This window comes from Paraburkholderia sp. SIMBA_030, from assembly GCF_046535245.1.
GTDB lineage: Bacteria > Pseudomonadota > Gammaproteobacteria > Burkholderiales > Burkholderiaceae > Paraburkholderia.
The window spans coordinates 1-249 of sequence record NZ_JAWRXB010001236.1; the positions used below are offsets into that span (position 1 = coordinate 1).

Genomic DNA, 249 nt, shown 5'->3' on the forward strand with positions numbered 1-249 from the left:
CGCCACGGGCGACGTCGACGAAGCTCTTGCCGTCGAACTCGTTGAGGTAGCTCATCAGCCACTCATCGATACGGTCGGTCAGCAGCAGGACCTCGATGCCCTTCTTGCGGAAGACTTCCAGGTGCGGGCTGTTCTTGACCTGCGCATAGGTTTCGCCGGTGAGGTAGTAGATCTTGTCCTGGCCTTCCTTGGCGCGGGCCAGGTAATCGGCCAGGGCGACGCTCTGCTCACCGCTGTCGTCATGGGTGG

General features: G+C 61.8%; 1 pseudogene. It reads right to left on the bottom strand.

Annotation, left to right across the window (positions count from 1 at the left end):
• Positions 1-249: pseudogene (locus SB772_RS43990) on the bottom strand (molecular chaperone HtpG); the annotation flags it as partial.